Annotated in this window: 15 protein-coding genes; 1 reads left to right on the plus strand and 14 read right to left on the minus strand. The window is 50.7% G+C overall.

The window, feature by feature from the left end; translation table 11 throughout:
* Nucleotides 1-78: 78 nt before the first annotated feature.
* The 4 genes from RBH76_11125 to RBH76_11140 form a co-directional block, all read right to left on the minus strand.
* Entirely contained in the window at nt 79-555 is a 477-nt protein-coding gene (locus tag RBH76_11125) for a hypothetical protein (GenBank protein WMJ83274.1), read from the minus strand.
* Nucleotides 556-706: 151 nt separating this feature from the next.
* The gene (locus RBH76_11130; GenBank protein ID WMJ83275.1) at nt 707-1,555 is read right to left on the minus strand and encodes a DegV family protein; all 849 of its coding nucleotides are present in this window, start codon (nt 1,553-1,555) and stop codon (nt 707-709) included.
* A gap of 86 nt (nt 1,556-1,641) precedes the next feature.
* On the minus strand, nt 1,642-2,475 hold the full coding sequence (rsmI, locus tag RBH76_11135) for a 16S rRNA (cytidine(1402)-2'-O)-methyltransferase (GenBank protein WMJ83276.1): 834 nt from the start codon (nt 2,473-2,475) through the stop codon (nt 1,642-1,644).
* A gap of 5 nt (nt 2,476-2,480) precedes the next feature.
* Nucleotides 2,481-3,197: a methyltransferase gene (locus RBH76_11140; GenBank protein WMJ83277.1), complete on the minus strand. Its 717-nt coding sequence runs from the start codon at nt 3,195-3,197 to the stop codon at nt 2,481-2,483.
* A gap of 201 nt (nt 3,198-3,398) precedes the next feature.
* On the opposite strand from RBH76_11140, the gene RBH76_11145 reads away from it, so the two are divergent.
* Entirely contained in the window at nt 3,399-3,977 is a 579-nt protein-coding gene (locus tag RBH76_11145; GenBank protein ID WMJ83278.1) for a DJ-1/PfpI family protein, read from the plus strand.
* A 384-nt stretch (nt 3,978-4,361) separates the two neighbouring features.
* Here the strand turns inward: RBH76_11145 and sigK are convergent, their stop codons facing one another.
* The 10 genes from sigK to RBH76_11195 all read right to left on the minus strand — a co-directional run bounded on the left by sigK (nt 4,362) and on the right by RBH76_11195 (nt 16,390).
* Nucleotides 4,362-5,063 carry an RNA polymerase sporulation sigma factor SigK gene (gene sigK / locus RBH76_11150; GenBank protein WMJ83279.1) on the minus strand — a complete coding sequence of 234 codons (702 nt, stop codon included), beginning with the start codon at nt 5,061-5,063 and terminating at the stop codon, nt 4,362-4,364.
* A 314-nt stretch (nt 5,064-5,377) separates the two neighbouring features.
* Nucleotides 5,378-6,196: a putative hydro-lyase gene (locus tag RBH76_11155; protein WMJ83280.1), complete on the minus strand. Its 819-nt coding sequence runs from the start codon at nt 6,194-6,196 to the stop codon at nt 5,378-5,380.
* Nucleotides 6,197-6,221: 25 nt separating this feature from the next.
* Entirely contained in the window at nt 6,222-7,247 is a 1,026-nt protein-coding gene (locus tag RBH76_11160) for a biotin-dependent carboxyltransferase family protein (protein WMJ83281.1), read from the minus strand.
* A 2-nt stretch (nt 7,248-7,249) separates the two neighbouring features.
* Nucleotides 7,250-7,978 carry a 5-oxoprolinase subunit PxpB gene (gene pxpB / locus RBH76_11165; GenBank protein WMJ83282.1) on the minus strand — a complete coding sequence of 243 codons (729 nt, stop codon included), beginning with the start codon at nt 7,976-7,978 and terminating at the stop codon, nt 7,250-7,252.
* A gap of 77 nt (nt 7,979-8,055) precedes the next feature.
* The gene (locus RBH76_11170) at nt 8,056-9,309 is read right to left on the minus strand and encodes a divalent metal cation transporter (GenBank protein WMJ83283.1); all 1,254 of its coding nucleotides are present in this window, start codon (nt 9,307-9,309) and stop codon (nt 8,056-8,058) included.
* A 180-nt stretch (nt 9,310-9,489) separates the two neighbouring features.
* Nucleotides 9,490-10,254, minus strand: a complete 765-nt coding sequence (locus RBH76_11175; protein ID WMJ83284.1) for a 5-oxoprolinase subunit PxpA — start codon at nt 10,252-10,254, stop codon at nt 9,490-9,492.
* Nucleotides 10,255-10,615: 361 nt separating this feature from the next.
* Nucleotides 10,616-11,686, minus strand: a complete 1,071-nt coding sequence (locus RBH76_11180; GenBank protein ID WMJ83285.1) for a hypothetical protein — start codon at nt 11,684-11,686, stop codon at nt 10,616-10,618.
* Nucleotides 11,687-11,871: 185 nt separating this feature from the next.
* Nucleotides 11,872-13,236 carry a sigma-54 dependent transcriptional regulator gene (locus RBH76_11185; protein ID WMJ83286.1) on the minus strand — a complete coding sequence of 455 codons (1,365 nt, stop codon included), beginning with the start codon at nt 13,234-13,236 and terminating at the stop codon, nt 11,872-11,874.
* Nucleotides 13,236-14,717 carry a sodium:solute symporter family protein gene (locus RBH76_11190; GenBank protein ID WMJ83287.1) on the minus strand — a complete coding sequence of 494 codons (1,482 nt, stop codon included), beginning with the start codon at nt 14,715-14,717 and terminating at the stop codon, nt 13,236-13,238. Before RBH76_11190 ends, RBH76_11185 begins: the two co-directional genes overlap by 1 nt.
* A complete protein-coding gene (locus RBH76_11195) occupies nt 14,714-16,390 on the minus strand; it encodes an ATP-binding protein (GenBank protein ID WMJ83288.1) in 1,677 nt (558 codons plus the stop codon). The genes RBH76_11190 and RBH76_11195 overlap by 4 nt, the downstream gene beginning before the upstream one ends.
* Nucleotides 16,391-16,523 lie beyond the last annotated feature (133 nt).

Below are 16,523 nucleotides of genomic sequence, written 5' to 3' on the forward strand. Positions count from 1 at the left end.
AAAGGCTGACATCAGATTAACTGATGTCAGCCTTTTTTTGCTTTCATGGGGGTGTCTACTTGTCAGCAGGGTCTGGGTTCACCACATCCGATATGCGCTCTGCGCTGTCAGCTGCTGTTGCAGCGCGATCAATTCGGCGGAGGTAGCAACCGCCTCGCACTGGAAGGCAGTCTGCCATAATCGGCTGCGGTAATCCTGAGTGGAGCCGCTGTTAAAGACGCGGGTTGTTTCAGATTTGAAATAGCTGATTGCGTGGTTGAGCAGCCTTAAAGTAGCTGTATCGCCGCCGGGGGCGGTATCTACGGTAACAATACCGCATATGCCGTCGGGCATGAGATAGAAGGCCTCAGTGGCCATACGCGGGAAGTGTTGGGGAAGCGTCTGCCATATCGTAGCTACGGCGTTGCCGATCAGTGTCAGTCGCATTTCTGATGATGCTAGAACGCCTTTGTCAGCTAAAAGCTGCCGGCGCCCATGTATGGCAAGTGTAACAAAATAACTGTTGTGCATTACGTTGCTGCCAAAACGGTCTTTGCCGGTTGACGATGTATCCACGCCACACCTCCCTGCTGCGCTTATGCTACCAATCTGCAAAAAGCTGCCTTGCAGTCCCCTAAAATGGCGGCGCAGTCGCTCAGGGCAATGCCCTGACTGCACTGTGGCCATTTGACGGATAACTCGCAAAGCAGCTACTGAATACTTCTCGTTAGAAGGAGAGCAGCAACGCCTTATCACCCGCATAAAACGAGGTCAGACAGGCACACTCCAACACGGTGATATCCGAATCCTTGGTGCCATAGGTGGACTTGATCAAATCACACATCGTTTTGACGGCGTTGGGATTGTTACAGTGGGTGATGACCACCGGTTTGCCGGTCATGTCCTTATAGCGCCCCATGAGGGCGACCATCCGCTCAATAGCACGTTTCTCGCCGCGAGGCTTTTCAATAACTTCTATGACGCCCTCCGCTGTGTTTGTAGCAACGGCCCGAATATTCAGTGCCGAGGCCAGCACACCAGCTGCACGGCTCATCCGCCCGTTTTTAACCAAATTATCAAAGGTGGCAAGCGAAAAGAGAATCTTCATCGAGTCGCGATAACTTTCGATCTGGCGGACGATTTCTTCAAAGGGGATACCTTGTTCAATAAGCAATTTGAGTTGCCGTAGTATAAGTACCATAGACCCCGCGGCGGAACGGCTGTCCACCACATGAATCTTCTTTTCGGGGTGTTCGTCAAGCACCATATTCATCGCTTGAACGGCACAGTTGTAGCTTCCGCTTAAACCGCTGGTGATGGTGACGGCAATGGTGTGCGCCGCCTTTAAAAACTGTTCTGCAAAGGCGTAGGGGGAGGGACATGCCGAAGAAGACGCCCCTGAGAAATTCTTCATTGCGGCGAGCATTTCATGAGGATCCGTTTGGGGCAGATCGACAAATTCTTGATCGCCGACTAATATTTTTAAAGGTACGGTCGAAAAAGGAATTGCCCCTGTGTCAAAGTTATCAGGGTTCAAGTCGCAGGAACTATCCGATACCAATTGCCAATCATTCATCGATAAAAACCTCCGAAACCTGCTGTTCGTTGCAGCAGTAATGTTATTATAATACTGCGGACCGCCCTAAAAATCAAGCTGCGTGGTTATTGCGTGAGTTGGCGGTATATGTCGCTTTTTTTGCAACCAATTTGCTGTGCGGCCTGTTTTGCGGCAGCGGATGCACCTTGCCCCCCGGCCATAAGCGCTTGAGCCAGGGCGACAGCCTGCTCCAGTGTTGCCGCTGGCGTGGTGATTTCGGGTGCGCCTTCTACCACGAGCACAAATTCTCCGCGCGGGGCGGTGGAGTCGGGCGCGGCGTAGCGCGCAACCGCCAGCCCGAGTGTGGTTCGAATGACCTCCTCGTGTAGCTTGGTCAGCTCGCGGCAAAGTGCAATGCGCCGTTCTTGGCCAAAAGTGGCGGCCAAGTCGTTTAGCGTGGTGCGTAGTTTGTGTGGTGCCTCGTAAAAAATCATGGTGCGGCGCTCAATAGCAAGAGATTCAAGATGCTCGCGCCTGTTTTGCCGGTTGGTTGAAATAAAACCCTCAAAGGTAAAACGGCTGGTATTAAGCCCGGACATGGCCAGTGCGGTGGTAGCGGCGCTCGGCCCAGGAACCGAAACGATTTCAATACCGGCTTCGGCGCAGAGGCGGACAAGGTCCTCGCCGGGATCGCTGATGGCGGGCATGCCGGCGTCGGTGACCAACGCGCAGCTCTCACCTGACAAAATACGTGCGACAATCTGCTCGCCGCGTTCACGCAGGTTGTGCTGGTAGTAGCTGACCATAGGCTTGCTGATTTCAAATCGGTTTAAAAGCTTAAGCGTGACGCGCGTATCTTCCGCGGCTATAAAATCAACGGTGCGCAGCGTTTCTACCGCTCTTGACGAAAAGTCGCCCAGATTCCCGATCGGCGTACCCACCAGATAAAGCTTTGACATGGTTGTTACCTCATTCGATAAATTTCACGATATTCCGCGCTGGGGGTTCCATCACTGTTTTGCAGGTAGAGCGCCGGCAGCCAGTCGAGCTGCCGATTGCCCGCACGGCGTGCTTCCACCAAAAATAGGTGTGGCGCTTTACCGGGCTGTGTTAGTACTGGGCGGATGCGCTTGGGCTCCAGCCCGGCAAAACGCATGGCCTCAAACAGGTCGGGGAGCCGCTGGGGTTTAAAGCAAACACAAAAGCGACCGCCATAACGCAATGCTCGCCCAGCGGCACCACAGACATCTGAGATGTCCAGATCGGTTTCCTGCCGGGCGGTTTGACGCGCGCCGCCGCCATATCCCGCCTTAAAGTAAGGCGGGTTGCACACCACAAGATCAAAGGCGTTGGCGGCAAGAGCGGGGATGTTTTTATAGTCCTTTAAGTCGGCGCAAATGACATTGATGCGATTGGTCAGATTATTTTTCTCAACCGAAAGCGAAAAAAGTGCCGCTGCTTGGGCCATTAGTTCAATCCCCACTACATGAGACGGGGAGACTTCGCCTTCGCCAAACCACAGCAGCGTCACCACGCCGCAACCACAGCAAAGCTCTGCGACTATATCGTCAGCGCGCGGTGCGGCAAAGCGCGCAAGCAAGACAGAATCGGTTGTGAAACGGTGCTCATCACTGATGGCTGCTGTAATGCCGTGTGTCAGCGGTATAAAAGATTGTGGCATAAAAATTCCGAGCCTCCGTGGGTAGTTGCTTTTATCATATCACAAAAGCGGGGCGAATTTCCATTAAAGCGTTTTAAAACATTGCAGTTGGTTCTAAAAATTGCCTCGGCTTATAAAAACGAGCGTGACTTTAAATTACCCATATAGTATAATCTTTTGAAAAATTGTACCAAATTTCGGTTGTTAGCGGAGGAGAACAATATGAAAACCCTGCTATTTTGTGCAAAAGGTTTTGAAACAATGGGATTTAGCGTTTTTATCGACATTTTGGGCTGGGCCAGAAATGATTACGGATACGATGTGACGGTGGAAACCTGCGGCTTTACAAAAGAGGTACATAGCACATTTAGCATTCCCATAATAGTTGATAAAACGATTGACGAAATTTGTTCAGCGGATTATGATGCATTGGCAATCCCCGGCGGCTTTGAGGAGTTCGGATTTTATGAAGAAGCTTATGATGAGAGATTTTTGAATTTGATCAGAGCTTTTGACGCACAGAGCAAACCGATTGCCACAATTTGTGTGGGTGCGTTGCCGTTAGGGAAGAGCGGCATTTTAAAAAGCAAGCGGGCAACCACTTATCATTTGAAAGGTGGGTACCGCCAGCGACAACTTGCCGATTTCGGCGCTGAGGTTGTCAACGAGCCGGTTGTGGTTGAAGGGCATATCATCACTTCCTATTGCCCACAGACGGCGCCATTTGTCGCATTTGAGCTACTGAGAAAGCTGACGAGCGATGTACAGACTTCCGTAGTCATGCAGGCTATGGGGTTCTAGAGGCGGCTAGAAGCAAAGGAAATGCTGTGGCAGGAGGCTGGTCTTTTTTTGAACGGCAGGACATACATCGCGGGCGCTGTTACTGTTTAACATGACCACCGATTGATTTATGGGGTTGCAATTAAAACAGCTTTATTGACTGCAAAATATGTAAACAGTAAACTAAATTCTAGAAATGTTGATAAACGGCTTTGCTGAGACGCTAGAGTACCTCAGCAAAGCCATTTTTATCATTTGATTTAGTTTTGACATGCTCATAGTAAAATTTTAAGACTAGGAAGTTAGGGGTAGCATAAGAATTATAAATAAAAAGCATAATCCCTGACGCAGTAACATGTGTACTTAGGTTAATTGTCTTTGACTTATGCTCACATCTTTTAAACTTTATTTTTCTTTTTTTTCAAATTTTTCCTTGAGTTTTGAAAGGGCCTTCGACTCCAGACGTGACACATAGGAACGTGATATTCCCATGCTCTGGGCAATCTCGCGCTGGGTTAATGGCCGTTTACCATGCAAACCATAGCGCAATATTACAATATCCCGCTCGCGGTCATTTAGCTCGCTTTCGATGCTGTGGTGCAGCTCCTGCGCACGCAACCGAAATTCGATATCTTCAAAAATGCTGCCTTCGTCCGCCATGATGTCTTGCAGCGTCAATGCGTTGCCGTCCTTGTCGGTGTCGATTGGGTCAAAAATGTAAACATCCTGTGCCGTCTTTTTACGGTTGCGGAAGTACATTAGAATTTCATTTTCTATGCACCTTGAGGCGTAGGTTGCAAAGCGCGTACCTTTTTCATAGTCAAAGGTGGAAACTGCTTTGATCAACCCTATTGTGCCAATAGAAATAAGATCGTCCTGATCTTTGATGTTGGAGTAATATTTTTTTATGATATGTACCACCAGGCGCAAATTGTGTTCTATCAATCGGTTTCTGGCTTGTGTATCCCCCTCTCGGATTAATTTCAGGCATTCGCGTTCATTTTTTGCTGAAAGCGGCTTTGGGAAGGAATTCCCGCTGCTGACATGCAAAACAAATAGGAGCCGCATCAGCTGTGGTAGCCCTGACAGAAGCGTCTCTAAAAACATAGTGTTCCGCCCTCTCACGTTGTATTTCACCTTACATTTTATGTGAGAAGCCCTGTGAAAAGCACGCCGGGGGATGTCCTATCTGGACCAATAAAATTAAAAGAACGTCTAACGAGACGCCCCATTGCAATATTATGTATACGAACCACCAATCAGCTGGCATTGATATGTACCAACCGCGGGCATAATTTTTAAATTCTACTAAAAAGAACAAAAAACCAATATAAATCATAGAAAAGTAGACGTTAAGATCTTCAAAAAAAACAGCCAAAGAGGGCAACGCCCTTTTGGCTGTTTTTCTATGTCAAGTACATTTACTTTTTTTGTTCTAAAAAGTCATTAAGTTCGGTGTTTTTAATATCGGTGATGAACATATGCCCCGGCGAGTGGGTAATCACAATCGGGGGCTTTGCCGCTTCAATCGCCGCTTGTGGCGTGACGCCGCAGGGCCAGAACACCGGTATTTCACCTTCACGAATCTCCACCGATTCGCCGTAATCCGGTTTCATGATATCCGCAACGCCAACCTCGGCCGGGTCACCCATATGTACCGGCGCACCGTGCACATTGGGATACTGCTTGGTGATTTCATAAGCCAGCTTGGCATTTTCGGGCGTCATGGGGCGCATGCTGCACACCATCGGCCCCTCAAATGGGCCGGCCTTGACAGTCTGGATGTTGGTCTTATACATCGGTACGTTGCGGCCGGTGGCGATATGGCGCACTTCGATGCCCGCTTTGATCAGCGCTTCTTCAAACGAAAAACTGCACCCGATCAAAAAGCCGACAAAGCCTTCCTGCCAGAAAGCCGAGGCATCGTTAACGCGCTCAGAAAACACGCCGTTGCGGTAGATAAAATACTCTGGAATATCGGTGACAATGTTGCCTCCCGCGCCCATATCATGGGTTTCCGGTGTGCCCTCAATGATTTCCAGCACAGGGCAGGGGAAAGGATTTCTGGCGGCGTATTCCTTAAAATCCGCAGCATAATCTGCGGGCAGAATGACAAGGTTTGCCTGCGCATAGCCCGCGCACATTCCTGCCGTGGGAAAAGTAATTTCACCCGCACGTATTTTTTTGCGAACTTCGGCGGGACTCATATTGATATATGGGGTGATGTCATAGCGTGCCATACCCGTCTTCCTTTCTGTCAGTTTTTTAGCGCGGTTTTACACGGCACCGGTAGTCGGTTCCGTTGACGTTCACAGTAAACTCCCACGGGCCGGGCGTCGCCCGCACCAGATCGAGATCGGTGCGTATCGCCTCAAGGCGCCGGAGGTTCGAGAGGTAAATGTCCTGTGCCTCGGTGACGGTCACCGCTTTGAAGCGCACCGTGTCGCCGAATTTGCACTGCGCAATTAATGGGAAATCCGCCGTGATGACGTTGGCGATTTTCGTATAGCCGCCGGTGGTTTGGCGGTCAGCCAACATAATGATCGGCTGGCCCGCGCTGGGAATCTGCACAGCGCCCATCGAAATGCCGTCGGAGATGATGTCTCCACCCTTGATGTGCTCAACAACCTCGCCCTCCAGGCGGCAGCCCATGCGGTCAAACTGGTTGGTTACCGAATAGGTGGTGCTCAAAAAGGTCTTGATGCCCTTTTCGGTGAAGGCGTCATCCTGTGGGCCCATGACTACCCGCAACGTCTTGTGCGTAGCGGTGAAATCCTCCGGTGGAACAAAGCGCCCCTGTGTCAGATTAGGCAGGTCGGTTTTAGGCGCTCTGAAAGCTAGGCGATCCTCCTTGCCTAGTTTTCGGCCCTCCACACCGCCGATCTGTGCCTTGAGGTAGGTTGAACGGCTGCCCATGACTGGTGCAATGTCAAAACCACCCGCCACAGCCAGATAAGCCCGGCAGCCCGAAACCTGCATGCCAAACGTCAGCTTATCGCCCGGCTTGACCGCAACTGCACGGTACATCGGCATTGGCGAGCCGTTGAGCGCAGGCGAAAGATTGCCGCCCGTCACTGCGATGACATTGGCCTCGTCAAAGGTGACAGCGGGGCCCATCATGGTAATTTCAAGCGCCGCTTCGTCCTTTTCGTTCCCCACAAGAATATTGGCAATTGCAAAGGAACGGGGATCCATAACGCCTGATACGGGCACGCCATACTGCTGATAACCAACGCGCCCTGCGTCCTGCACGGTGGTCAGAAAACCGCCGCTGAGAATCGTCATGCCCATAATTAACCCTCCTTGCTGTATGTTTTGACGACATAACTGCCTGCGGCAACTTGTGCTGCGATGTCGTCGAATTCGGCCTGGTCCACTGGGCGATATTTGACGTATTGCCCTGCCTGCAAGAGTATTGGCGTCTCACGCTGTGCATCGTAAAGCTTTAACGGCGTCCTGCCGATGAGCTGCCAACCGCCGGGCGAGTCGATCGGATAAACACCGGTCTGACTGCCCGCGATGCCCACCGAGCCACCCGGAATTTTAACGCGGGGGCTGGTCAGACGCGGCGTGGCAATTTCAGCGCTCATGCCACCCATATACGGAAAGCCAGGGGTGAACCCCAGCATATAGATCAGGTATTCCGGCGCGCTGTGAATTTTAATAACTTCCTCAACTGTTTTGTTGTTGTGCTCGGCTACAAAGCCGAGGTCCGGTCCCATCTCGCCGCCATATAACACGGGGAGTTCCACAACCGAGGCGGGAGGGATTTCCACCTCGTCCAAGCTGCCGAGCAATCCCTGCAGCGTTTCTCGCAATTTTTCGTAACGGATAACCTCCGGACGATAATGTACGGTCAGCGAGCGGTAGGTTGGCACCGTTTCGACAATGCCGGGTACGCCCTTTTTCTCCAGCGCGATATTAAAGGCGCGGATGCGCGCGTTGATTTCAGTGCTAATTTCATTGCCGAACTCCACCAGAATAGAGGTGTCGCCGGTCATTAAAAAACGAACATCCTGCATCAGCTTAAAGCCTCCTTGTTCCTGTTTTTGACGGGCGCGCCACCGTTATCAGCCGGCAGCGCACCCGCAGTAGTGCTTTATCCGAAGATGGTTAAAAGTCTAGGCAGTGCTTTGATACCAACGTAACCGGTGAGTAACACGACGAGAGCACCCGAGACAATCAGCCAGGTTGGATGCTTATAGTCCTCGCCGACAATTGCCTTATTGCGCGAGGCCAGCAGCATTGTGCCGAGCGTTACCGGCAGGATCAGGCCATTGAGCGAACCGGCTGCCACCAGCAGTGTCTTGGCGCCGCCGAGGATGGCCATGATGAGGGTGGAAAACGCGATGAATCCAACAATAAACCATTTCTCATTTTTAGCAACAAAGGGGTGCAGGGTTTTGAGGAAAGAAACCGAGGTGAAAGCTGCGCCGATAACCGAAGTGGTACCCGCCGCGAACAGCGCTACACCGAAGAGGCGATAGCCAATTTCTCCGGCAGCAAGGCGGAAAGCTTCGGCTGCAGGGTTCGAGGCGGCCCCAATCGCACCGACGGCCTCGGCGCCGCCAGCAGTACAAACACCGAGCACGGCGAGGAACAGCAGCACACGAACGGTGCCCGAAACAGCGATACCGGTCGTGACCGAGCGCTGGATCTGGTCAAGGTTTTCTTTGCCGGAAATACCAGCGTCAAGCAATCTGTGCGCACCTGAGAAAGTGATGTAGCCGCCGCAGGAACCGCCAAGCAGCGTAATCATTGGGAAGAACAACGCTATAGGATCATCTGGGGCAAAAACCTTAGCTGCTACTTCACCAACAGGGGGCTTTGAGCTGACAGCTACAACTAAAATGGTCAGCAGAATAATTGCGCCGAGTACTTTTGTTACAGTATCCATGCCCTTTTTGGCATCTTTGGAAAGGAAAATTGTAATAGCAATTATGCCGCCAATAACGGCGCCCACCTTTGTCGGGATACCAAGCATTGCGTTGAGGCCTAGCGAAACACCGCCGACGTTACCGATATTAAAGGCCAAGCCGCCCAGCGCCACAAGAAACGCGATAAAGTAGCCCAGGCCCGGTAACACCTTATTGGCAACGTCTTGACCACGCATGCCAGAAACGCCGATAACGCGCCAGACATTGACCTGTGTGGTGATATCTAAAATGATGGTGCAAAGAATGACGGTGGAAAACGACGCCATGTACTGTGAAGTAAACATAGTTGTCTGGGTCAGAAATCCAGGCCCGATAGCGGAAGTTGCCATCAAAAAGGCAGCACCTATTAGGACAGCGGCATTCTTTTTGTCAGGCTTTGCGGGGGAAGTTGCGCTACGGTTTTCTTTGTTGCTCATAACATTTTTTCCTCCTGTTCAACATGTCGGTCTTAAACCGCGACTGAATCTATGCGCATACGATCAGGTTTTTTGTTTTGATACCCGACGGTGCTGTGCTTTGATTCAACCAACGGTTACCTTATGGTTTAACCTGCCGTGACATGTATTATGCTTTTTCGGCAAGCTTTGCGGCTCAGTTTAAAGCTGCGTTAAGTTGCAAATGGTCACGCCGCTATTTTCTAGCGTCTCGCGAATGTTTTTAACAAACTCCAGTGCGCTGGGGTTGTCGCCATGAACGCAGATGGAGTCAGCCTTGATGCTGATGACCTTGCCGGTCACTGTTTCCACTGTGCCCTTGGTCACCATCTGCACCGTTCTGGCGATGGCGACTTCCTTGTCGTGGATGACAGCGCCGGGCAGCTTTCTTGATACGAGCGTGCCATCGTCGTTATAGGCGCGGTCGGCAAACACCTCGGAAGCGGCACGAAGCCCAATCTTTTCGGCTGCTGAAATCATCTTGCTGTTGGCCAATCCGAGCAAAATAATGTTGGGGTCCACCTCGTAGACACCCTGGCAAATGGCTTCTGCGAGCGCCTCGTCCACCGCGGCCATGTTATAAAGCGCGCCGTGGGGCTTGACATGCTGCAATGGAATGCCCTTGGCTTTTGTAAACGCCAAGAGTGCGCCAAGCTGATATTTGATATAGGCTTTTGCTTCGGCGGGGGTCACCACCATGTTCCGGCGGCCAAAGCCCATCAAGTCCGGGAATCCAGGATGCGCACCCACTGCGGTGCCAGCTGCTGCGGCATTGGCAACCGTCTGTTCCATTACGACGGCGTCGCCGGCGTGCCAGCCGCACGCCACGTTGGCTGAAGAGACATATTTAAGAATCTCGGAATCCATACCGATGGTATAGGCGCCAAAGCTTTCGCCAAGGTCGCTGTTCAGATCTACCTTATACATAAAACTTCCTCCTTAAAATTTTGTGTTATTAATATATAATTGCAATTTTAATGCCAACTAATTCACGGTCGGATTATAGCGATTTTCGCAGGATTTTAACCGCATCTTTCACAAGAGTTATATGGAATATTTGTACAAGCTGCATTTTCGCTGGGTGTGCGGTGTGCGCCTGCGCACAGGTGATATGTGCGAAATCGCACGTTTTGAATAACACCCAGACTTAACTTTCAAAAAGCTGACACAAAAGCTTGCTTTGCACAAAGATATCAACTTTTAGTAGAATAGTCAAATAACAGGCGATATTCACTTAGGGCAAAACCCAAAGAGCTGCTGTATCTTATAAGATACAGCAGCTCTTTGCTCAGTTTATCAGCCGCCGTGAAATCGTTACAGCGTTAAAGCGAGTTTCGTCGTCGGGCTCGGCGGCCTTTGCAGCCTTGGGGTCGGGTGCAACCAGTGGAATATCTGAAATAACATAATTGCCCAGCACACGCGTATGGAATCGGAAGCCTTCATCAGCTTCGTCATATTCGGCGCCCGCAATTTCTACCGGCATGCCGTCGACAAGTTCATAAATATATTTACCCGTCTCGGTCTCATAGAAAAACTCACCGGTACGATTGAATTTTACATGATTAAAGCCGATGAAGAGCATATTAGCGTTGGGGTTGGCTGCTTCAACAGCGGCGTTCGGCATGGTGTCAAACAGCATTAGCACTTTACCTTGGCCCGATACATCTACGGTGAAGGTACCTTCATTAGATTCGCTGCCAAAGGAAAGCTCTACCTCATCGTCATAGTCAAATTTCAGCAAATGGGGCTCTCCCGGATAAATAATCTCTTGGTCATGATCAATCAACAGCTCTTCATAACGCAAATAGTTATTGTAGTGACAGATTGAAAACTGCACCTCAATCTCGGCGTCCTTGATGTGGTAAGGCTGATCGCCCTTCTTTTTGTTCAGCGTCACAGTACCGATAAGGTCGGCGTCGGTCGTCGCTGTACTTTCTTTCAGCTTGATGACTAGTGCGGGGAAATATGCTTCAAACGTACTGTCTTCTAGACTCCAGGACAGAGACCTGACAATTTCAACGCTAACCGCTTCTACGAGATCGCCGCCTTCTTCCCACTCGGCCTTAACCTTCATGTTCCGAATCATGTCCAAAGAAAAATTCTCCCAATCATCTTTGGCGTGCGTCAATTCAAGAAAAACAGTTGAACCATATTCGGCTCCATCGCGGTCAATAACAAAGTAGTCACCCTCAAGCGGCGCACAGCCCTTCGGTCTGCAGACATAGTCGTTTTCTCCCACGTAGATCCTTGGTCCTTGGATACCGTCAGTAGAAAAGCCGGTTGCCGGCTTTGCAAACGAGACGGTCGCTAGGCTAACTAACATTGTCATGACAAGAATAGCACTAATTACTTTCTTCATTTAATACCCTCCAAGTTTATAAACTCTACTGTGCTTTGCTGATTCTACCATTTTAAGGTAAATTATATTATGATTTTAGCACTATGTTTACAATTTGGCAATATATTATTTGAAAAAACAGCACTGAAAAGGTCACATATTTGGTGATATTTTTGCAATTAAAGATCTGATCCATCAAATTTTTACTACTGTTCTAGTTTTCGTCGCAGAGTGAACCGCGTAATGCCCAAAAGTTCCGCGGCCTTTGAATAATTGTTGCCGCTGATTTTAAGTGCCCTGTCGATACAATCGCGCTCAATTCGTTCCAAAAGCTTGGGGAGGTTGATGCCCTCTTCGCCAAAATCTGGTGTGTTCACTTCGACCATTCGATTCAAATCTGTGGAGGGCCGTTGCAAAGAAGCCGGTTCTTCAAGAAAGATTGCCCTGTGCAGAACGTCGCCTTCACAAAAAAGTGCACAGCGCTCCAAGACATTTCGCAACTCACGTACATTGCCCTTCCAACAGTACTCTGCCAACTCTCTTGCAAAGTTGGGGTCTATTCCCCGAATATTTTTTTTGAATTTGCGATTAAAGCGTTGGAGAAAATAATTGCACAACGGCAGAATATCTTCGGGACGCTCGCGCAATGGCGGAATGGTAATCTGCATCACGTTTAAGCGATAGAATAAATCCTCTCGAAATTCTTTGCGCCCGATGGCTTGTAACAGGTCGCGGTTGGTGGCAGTGATTACCCGGACGTTAACTTCAATGTCGTTGAGGCCGCCGACACGCTTAAAGCGACGATCCTCTAAAAAAGTCAACAGCTTGGATTGCATGGCTAGCGGTAGCTCGCCAATTTCGTCCAAAAACACGGTGCCGCCGTCGGCAAGCTCCAACAGACCTTTTTTGGTTTTAGCAGCGCCTGTGAACGCACCGCGCTCATAGCCGAACAGTTCGCTTTCCAAAAGATTATCCGGAATGGCACCGCAGTTGATTTTGACCATGGCAAGCTGCCGGCGCTCGCTGTTATGGTGAATGAGGTTGGCCACTACCTCTTTGCCGGTGCCGGTTTCGCCGCGGATGAGGACATCGACCTGGTCGCTATGCGCCACCACGCCGATCTGGCGGCGGATGTTCTGTATAGCGGGGCTTTCACCCACCAATGCGTGCTTGGGGGTGGAAATCAGGTCGAGGTTTCGCTTGGTCTTGAGCTGATCCATGCTGCGGTTAATCATCAACTCAAGGGCATCGAGATCAAAAGGCTTAAGAATATAATCATACGCCCCGCGTTTGACCGCCTCCACCGCCTGTGAGACCGAACCGTAAGCGGTCATCAACACGAGCTGAATATCGTCGTCAATTTTTTTGATTGCCTCAATATAATCAATGCCCTGCTGAGTGCCAAGACGGTTATCTAACAAAACAAAATGCGGTGCAAAGCGCTCTACAAGCAGCAGTCCGCTCTCGATGCTGTCTGCGGTCTCAACCTGATGCCCGAGATCGCTTAACCCCTCGCGTAGCGACAAGCGAATAAGATATTCGTCATCGATAATTAGAATTTTATAGTTCATTATGCGTCCTCCTGCATGTTAGGCTGCGGGCGGTTTCTATCATAGGTCAGGTGCGAAACCGTCAAGAAGCTTAAAGTCGCCACCACCGTGCCCGGAAAGGCTGGATGAAATGCGAAACCGCCTGCGAGGTACGGTGGATAAAACAGCGCCAGACATAACAAACCCGAGCTCAAACCCGCCCAGACGCCCTGCCGCGTGGTGCGGCGGTAAAGCAGCGAGCCGTAGAGCGTCGGGAACATGGTGACACCGAATATACCCCACAAATCGCCGCCGTAGGTCAAAAGACTGGCAGGTGGATGAATGGAGAGCAGCAGTGATACTGTACCCCCGACAAAAATGCTCGCGCGGGAAAGCGTGAGCAGTGCCGACTCGCCCAGTGGTTTTTTGCGCAGTGTGCTGACAATATCGTAGCTGAAAGAGGATGCGATCAAAAGCAGCTCCGAATTGGCGGTGGAAATGCAGGCCCCGATGATGCTGAACAGGAAGAATCCGCTCCAGGGTCCATAGATGAGGTTGTTGATTACATGCACAAAAATGCCGTCAGTTTCCTGCACTGTATCGATAGTGGGAAACATGACCCGCATACCCAAACCGATTTGCAGCAACGCAAAATAAAGCAGCGCAAGATACATCATCGAGCACAGCACCGTTCTTTTTGCCGTCTTCTTATCCTTGGCCGAAATCATGCGTATGGTGTACTGAGGGTTTGCGGCCAGCCCCAGCCCCCAGCCGAAAAACATCGTCGCGCTCATCAGTGGTGCAAATTTGCCTTTACCGAACAGGTGCAGCAGCGCGCCCTTATCAGTGGGATAGGGCATGGCAGAATAGGCATATCCGCTGATTTGAGCTGCTTTTTCGTGGATGACCGCAATACCCCCCGCCCGCGTAACAATAACAACAAACACCATGACCAACCCCAGTGACAGCGCAATGAGATTGAAGGCGTCGGTTTTAGCCACGGTGTGATAGCCGCCAAAGGTGGAGTAAAGAATAAACAGATAAATTAACAATATTGCAAAGACGTATGGAATGTTAAACAGCGTGGCTGCCACAAGCCCAAAGCCACGTATCTGAATGACCAGATAAAAAACATAAACGCCGATCATAATGACTGCAAAAATCACCTGTAATGCCTTTGAGCCAAATCGCTTGCGGAAAAACTCGGGGATGGTGAGAATATCGTTTTCATACAATCTGTCGCTGATGAGCGCCAGCAGTACCGCGCCTACAAACCACGGAATGACCGAGTAGATCAGCGCTGCGTAGCCGCTCTCAAACACGCTGCCCGTAAAGCCAAGGATGGTGGCGGCCGATACCCATGTGCCGCAAAAGGTGAGCACACAGCGGCTGAGGCTCAGCTCGCGCCCGCCTAAATAGAATTGTTCCTTGGTGTTGCCTTTTCTAAAGCTGTTTTTGCCGATCGCCAGCAAAATAGCGGAGTAAATGCAAAAGTAGATCAGATAGATAACGGTTTTATTCATCCTGCCGCCTCCTGCATTTCAAAAGTGATGGTGATGGTGGTGCCTTCGCCCCGTGCGCTTTGGATATCAAAGCTACCGCCGTTTTGTCGCAGCAGCCGTCGCACGATTGAAAGACCGAGGCCGCGCCCTTGGGCTGCGTTCACACGCCCGGAGGATAGAACGCTTTTAAGCGCCTGCTCGGTCATGCCCTCGCCGTTATCTACGACGGTGAGCACCACGCCACTTTCTAGGCGACGGGCCGAAACGGTGACGTCGCCACCGTCGCCAACAGCGCGAAAGCTGTTGTTGATCAGGTTGATTAACACCTGTTTAATCTGCCCCTCATCGGCGTAAAGCATCAGATCGGATTCGGCAAAAAAGCGCAACGCAATGCGGCTGTTTTCGGCCACCTTGGTGTAAAGCAGCGCAATTTCGTCAAAGAGCTTACCCACTGGAAACAGCGTCTTATGACTGGCGCGCTCGCGGGCGAGGTTTAAGAGATTCTCAATCAAAAGGTTGATACGATCCACTTCGCCGACCATACCGGAGCAGATAGCGCGTTCATTTTCGCCCTCAAGCCGCTTTGATATTACCTGAATACCGGCGCGTACCCCTGCCAGCGGGTTGCGTATCTCATGCGCAAGGTCGGCCGCAATCTTGCCGGTGTGAGCCAGTTTTTCGCTTTCGCTGAATTTTTCTTCCATCATCTTTTTATAAGTAATGTCGTCGAGCGTGCACAACGCACCCCAGACAAAGCCGTTGGCATCGGTCAGCCGCCAGATGCCGATTTCAAGGTCGTAAGACCGGCCGCTCGGGTCTTGTGCGCGGACAGGGTCCATCACGGGCCGACTGCTAGCAATTAGCCGACGCAGCGTTTCCAACAGCGGCTCACCGTCACAGCAAAGCCCTTCCGCCGAGAGCATGGCGGCCGCCTTGGAGTTGATACAAAGCTGTTCGCTCTGCGCGTTGTAGGCGACGATGCCCAGTGGCAGGTTTTCGACAATTGCCTCATTTAAGATTTTAACTCGGACAATTTCGCCGGTATAACGATGGATATCCGACAGCATGCTTTCAAAAGAGATTGCCAAACGCCCGATTTCGTCGCGGCGTTGACGATAGTCGGCGGCAAGGGGCTGCCCCACCGTCAACCCAGGGTCGCGGCTGATGCGTTCGCATGCTTCGGTTAGCCGCCGAATGGGGTCGGAGATATTATAGGCGATGAAAATACCGGCCTGCACCGTGATGATCAACAGCGCAATTGTGGCGATGATCATATAACGCTGATTCTCGATCAAATCGTCGTAGAAGTCGGCGCGGTCCAGAATATAGCACAGCGTCCAACTATAACGATTGTCCATGCGCGAGAGTAAAACCCATTCTTCACGCATCTGAGAGCGGTCACTGCCCTCCAACAGCGGCGCGCCGCTCTCGTCATAAATGAAAAAGCCTTTGTCGGCGCGGGCGGCGCAGGTGCGTAAAATCGACTTGCGGCTCGAGGCAATTCCGTAGTGCTCAATCTCACTTGTCACGCTTTCGAGCAGCAGACGCGCGTTGAGATATTCCTTTTCAAGCTGTGCGCGATAACCGTTATAAAACAAGATACCGCCAAAGGTTCCGGTAAACAAAAAGCTGATGATTAAAAATGGAATCAAAATCTTATTTTCAATATCCAGCTTGATTTTAAATAGTCCCATTGGTACTTCTCCCCAGACTAAAGCTGTTTATCCTGCGTGGGTCTAAAAAATGCAAAGATGCCCGACGGTTGCCGTGCCCCTAAAAAGGTGGGAATAAGGTGATAAGCTCTGGCAAAAACAACACCCACAAGCA

The sequence above is a fragment of the Oscillospiraceae bacterium MB24-C1 genome, assembly GCA_030913685.1.
GTDB lineage: Bacteria > Bacillota > Clostridia > Oscillospirales > Ruminococcaceae > Yanshouia.

Excerpts from the sequence above, each read along its gene's own strand:
- RBH76_11145 (WMJ83278.1), top strand. The coding sequence starts at position 3,399 with ATGAAAACCCTGCTATTTTGTGCAAAAGGTTTTGAAACAATGGGATTT.
- RBH76_11190 (WMJ83287.1), bottom strand. The coding sequence starts at position 14,717 with ATGAATAAAACCGTTATCTATCTGATCTACTTTTGCATTTACTCCGCT.
- RBH76_11155 (WMJ83280.1), bottom strand. The coding sequence starts at position 6,196 with ATGGCACGCTATGACATCACCCCATATATCAATATGAGTCCCGCCGAA.
- RBH76_11130 (WMJ83275.1), bottom strand. The coding sequence starts at position 1,555 with ATGAATGATTGGCAATTGGTATCGGATAGTTCCTGCGACTTGAACCCT.
- RBH76_11160 (WMJ83281.1), bottom strand. The coding sequence starts at position 7,247 with ATGGGCATGACGATTCTCAGCGGCGGTTTTCTGACCACCGTGCAGGAC.
- RBH76_11195 (WMJ83288.1), bottom strand. The coding sequence starts at position 16,390 with ATGGGACTATTTAAAATCAAGCTGGATATTGAAAATAAGATTTTGATT.
- RBH76_11180 (WMJ83285.1), bottom strand. The coding sequence starts at position 11,686 with ATGAAGAAAGTAATTAGTGCTATTCTTGTCATGACAATGTTAGTTAGC.
- RBH76_11170 (WMJ83283.1), bottom strand. The coding sequence starts at position 9,309 with ATGAGCAACAAAGAAAACCGTAGCGCAACTTCCCCCGCAAAGCCTGAC.
- sigK (WMJ83279.1), bottom strand. The coding sequence starts at position 5,063 with ATGTTTTTAGAGACGCTTCTGTCAGGGCTACCACAGCTGATGCGGCTC.
- pxpB (WMJ83282.1), bottom strand. The coding sequence starts at position 7,978 with ATGCAGGATGTTCGTTTTTTAATGACCGGCGACACCTCTATTCTGGTG.
- RBH76_11140 (WMJ83277.1), bottom strand. The coding sequence starts at position 3,197 with ATGCCACAATCTTTTATACCGCTGACACACGGCATTACAGCAGCCATC.
- rsmI (WMJ83276.1), bottom strand. The coding sequence starts at position 2,475 with ATGTCAAAGCTTTATCTGGTGGGTACGCCGATCGGGAATCTGGGCGAC.
- RBH76_11175 (WMJ83284.1), bottom strand. The coding sequence starts at position 10,254 with ATGTATAAGGTAGATCTGAACAGCGACCTTGGCGAAAGCTTTGGCGCC.
- RBH76_11185 (WMJ83286.1), bottom strand. The coding sequence starts at position 13,236 with ATGAACTATAAAATTCTAATTATCGATGACGAATATCTTATTCGCTTG.